Origin of the sequence: Meiothermus luteus (assembly GCF_003574085.1) — a bacterium.
Lineage (GTDB): Bacteria > Deinococcota > Deinococci > Deinococcales > Thermaceae > Meiothermus > Meiothermus luteus.
This window is the reverse complement of the sequence record NZ_QWKZ01000167.1, coordinates 1-3,025: the sequence shown is the minus strand read 5'-3', so window position 1 is coordinate 3,025 and position 3,025 is coordinate 1. Positions and strand designations below refer to the sequence as shown.

At 63.5% G+C, this 3,025-nt stretch carries 1 protein-coding gene and 1 pseudogene; both read right to left on the bottom strand.

Features of this window, described 5'->3' with window-relative positions; translation table 11 throughout:
- Positions 1 to 136, bottom strand: a pseudogene (locus Mlute_RS16305) (IS4-like element ISTth2 family transposase); the annotation flags it as partial.
- A gap of 154 nt (positions 137 to 290) precedes the next feature.
- A complete protein-coding gene (gene lon / locus Mlute_RS14680) occupies positions 291 to 2,729 on the bottom strand; it encodes an endopeptidase La (protein ID WP_119361282.1) in 2,439 nt (812 codons plus the stop codon).
- Between the last annotated feature and the right edge of the window lie 296 nt (positions 2,730 to 3,025).

Here is a 3,025-nt window from a genome sequence, read left to right as displayed (position 1 = left end):
GGGTGGGGTCTAGGGGGCCGGAGAGGAGGGCGGAGAGGAAGAGGGCCAGGTTGGTGCGCGCGGGTTTCCTGAGGGACCGGAAGACCGTGTGGACCCAGGTTGTGGTAGCCTGCAGGAGGGGGGTTTTGGTTCGCATACCTTACCAACCCCCCTCCTTATTTCCGCCTGTCAAGTCCCTACGGAACAAAGTGATGAGAGGTCAGGCCCCTCGGTTAAGGAAACTCCACCCATACCCCCTCCTGGCACCTACGCCTTTGACTTCAGTATATCCAGCCAACCAGGGGGGAACGCTAGGCCCTAGCAGCGGGCTGGACCTTGGTACGGCGGGCCTTTTTTGAAGCCCCGGCCCGGGCGGTAAGGGCCGAGAGCCCCCCCACCAAGGCCCAGTCCAGCGCCTGGTCTAGGTGCTCGGCGAAGTTGAACTGAAGGCTCTGGCGCAAGTAAGGGGGAATATCAGAAAGGTCGGGCTGGTTGCGCTTCGGAAGGATCACCTCCCGGATGCCGGCCCGCCTGGCCCCCAGGACCTTTTCCCGAACCCCTCCGATGGGCAGGACCCGGCCGGTTAGGGTAATCTCGCCGGTCATGGCCACGTCGTTGCGTACGGGAACCTCGGCCAGCGCGGAGACCAAAGCCGCGGTGATGGCCACCCCCGCCGAGGGCCCCTCTTTGGGGACCGCCCCCGCCGGCACGTGGATGTGGATGTCGGTCTGGTCAAAGCGCTTCAGGTCAATGCCAAAGCGCACCGCGTTCTTCTTGGCGTAGGAGAGGGCCGCACGGGCCGATTCCTTCATTACCTCACCGAGCTGGCCGGTGAGGATGAGGTTGCCCTTGCCCGGCATCAGGGCCACCTCCACAAAGAGGATGTCCCCCCCTACCGGGGTGTAGAACATCCCCGTCGCCATGCCCACCTGAGGCTCCCGGGCCTCCGACTCGGGCTGGTAGCGGGCGGGCCCCAGGTACTTCTCCAGGTCATCCTCGCCAATGCGTACCCGCTTCTTGCCCCCTTCCAGGATGGCCCGAGCCGACTTGCGCAAAAGGGCCCCAATCTCCCGCTCCAGGTTCCGCACCCCGGCCTCGCGGGTGTAGTGGGTGATGAGGCGCATCAAGGCCGCCTCGGTGATGTGCACCTGGCTTTCCTTGAGGCCGTTTTCGTAAAGCTGGCGGGGGAGCAGGTAGCGCCTGGCAATTTCCAGCTTCTCCTGCTCAATGTAGCTGGTGAACTCAATGAGCTCCATGCGGTCAAAAAGGGGAGCAGGAATGTGCTCGGGGAAGTTGGCGGTGCAGATGAAGAGCACCTCGCTCATGTCAAAGGGCACCCCCAGGTAGTGGTCGGTGAACTCCTTGTTCTGGGCAGGGTCCAGCAGCTCCAGGAGGGCCGCCGCCGGATCACCTTGGTAGGAAACCCCCAGCTTATCCACCTCGTCCAAAAGGATGACCGGGTTCTTGCTGCCGGCCTGCCGCATCCCCTGGATGATGCGCCCCGGCATGGCCCCAATGTAGGTGCGCCGGTGCCCCCGGATATCCGATTCGTCGCGGGCCCCGCCCAGGGAGATGCGGTGGTACTTGCGGCCCAAGCTCTTGGCGATGGACTTGGCGATGGAGGTCTTCCCCACCCCAGGGGGGCCCACAAAGAGCAGGATGGGGCCCTTGGCCGCTTCCTCGGGGGGAATCTCGCCTTTTTGCTGGCGCTCGAGCTTGAGCTTGCGCACCGCCAGGTACTCCAGCACCCGGTCCTTGACCTTCTCCAGGCCGTAGTGGTCCTCGTCCAGGATGCGCTTGGCCTCCTTCAGATCAATCCTGTCCTCGGTGCGGGTGTTCCAGGGCAGGTTGACGATCCAATCCAAATAGGTGCGCACCACGCTGGCCTCGGCCGAGTCGGGGTGCATGCGGGCAAAGCGCGAGAGCTCCCGCTCCACCTCTCCCCGGACGCTTTCGGGAAGGTTGAGGGCCTCTATTTTCTGGCGGAACTCCTCCACCTCCATCTCGCCCTCTTCCCCGTGCAGCTCACGCTGGATGGCCTTCATCTGCTCGCGCAGGTAGAACTCGCGCTGATTCTTGTCTATCTCCTCCCGCACCTGCTGCTGGATGCGCCGCTGGGTCTCTATGAGGTCAAGCTCGGCGTCCAGAAGGACCGCCACCCGCTTCAGCCGCTCGGTCACGGAGGGCTGGGCCAGAATCTGCTGCTTGTCCTCCAGCTTGAACTCGAGGTGAAAGGCGATATAGTCGGCAAGCTGCACCGGGTCTTCCAGGTTGAGGATGACCTGGGCCACCTCGGGGGGAACCAGCTTACCCTCCTTGAGGAGGCTCTCAAAGCGCTCCCGCACCTCGCGGAAGAGAGCCTTGAGCTCGGTCTCCTTGCCCATCACCTCGGGCAGCCGCTCCACCTCGGCCTCGAGGTAGCCTTCCTGCCGGCGGTACTGCAAGACCCGGACCCGGGCAAAGGCCTGGACCAGCATCTGGACCGAGCCATCGGCGTTTTTACGCATCCTCAGGATGTTGCAGGCCGTGCCGACCTCAAAGAGGTCCTGGGGGCCCGGCTCCTCCACCTCCTTATCGCGCTGGCTCACGATGAGGATGACCCTCTCCTGGGAGAGCGCCGCCTCAATGGCCTGGATTGATATCGGCCGGCCCGCGTCAATGGGCATGACCATGGTGGGATAAATCACCGAGCCGCGCACCGGGCAGACCGGAAGGGCAGCAGGAATTGGGTGAGTGGTGGTTCTTTCCATCTGGTTTCCTCAAGACCGCACAGCGGAACTACTACTTTAGGGCCCTCAGCCCTCATCTGCAAGGTACTTCTATGAGCCTACCTTTGTCAAGTTTAGTGAATCTACTATTAGCAAACAGGTCCCCCGGGAAGCCCAGCCTGTATGCTGGAGGGGATGCGAAGCACAGCGGCCCGGATGCTGCTCTCAGCCCTCCTGATTCTGGTAGGGCTGGCCTGGGGGGTGTCCATGTGGGACTGGGCCTGGGGCCAGCCCTACCAGAATCAGGAGGGCTGAGAGCAGCATCCGGGCCGCTGTGC

Excerpts from the sequence above, each read along its gene's own strand:
- lon (WP_119361282.1), bottom strand. The coding sequence starts at position 2,729 with ATGGAAAGAACCACCACTCACCCAATTCCTGCTGCCCTTCCGGTCTGC.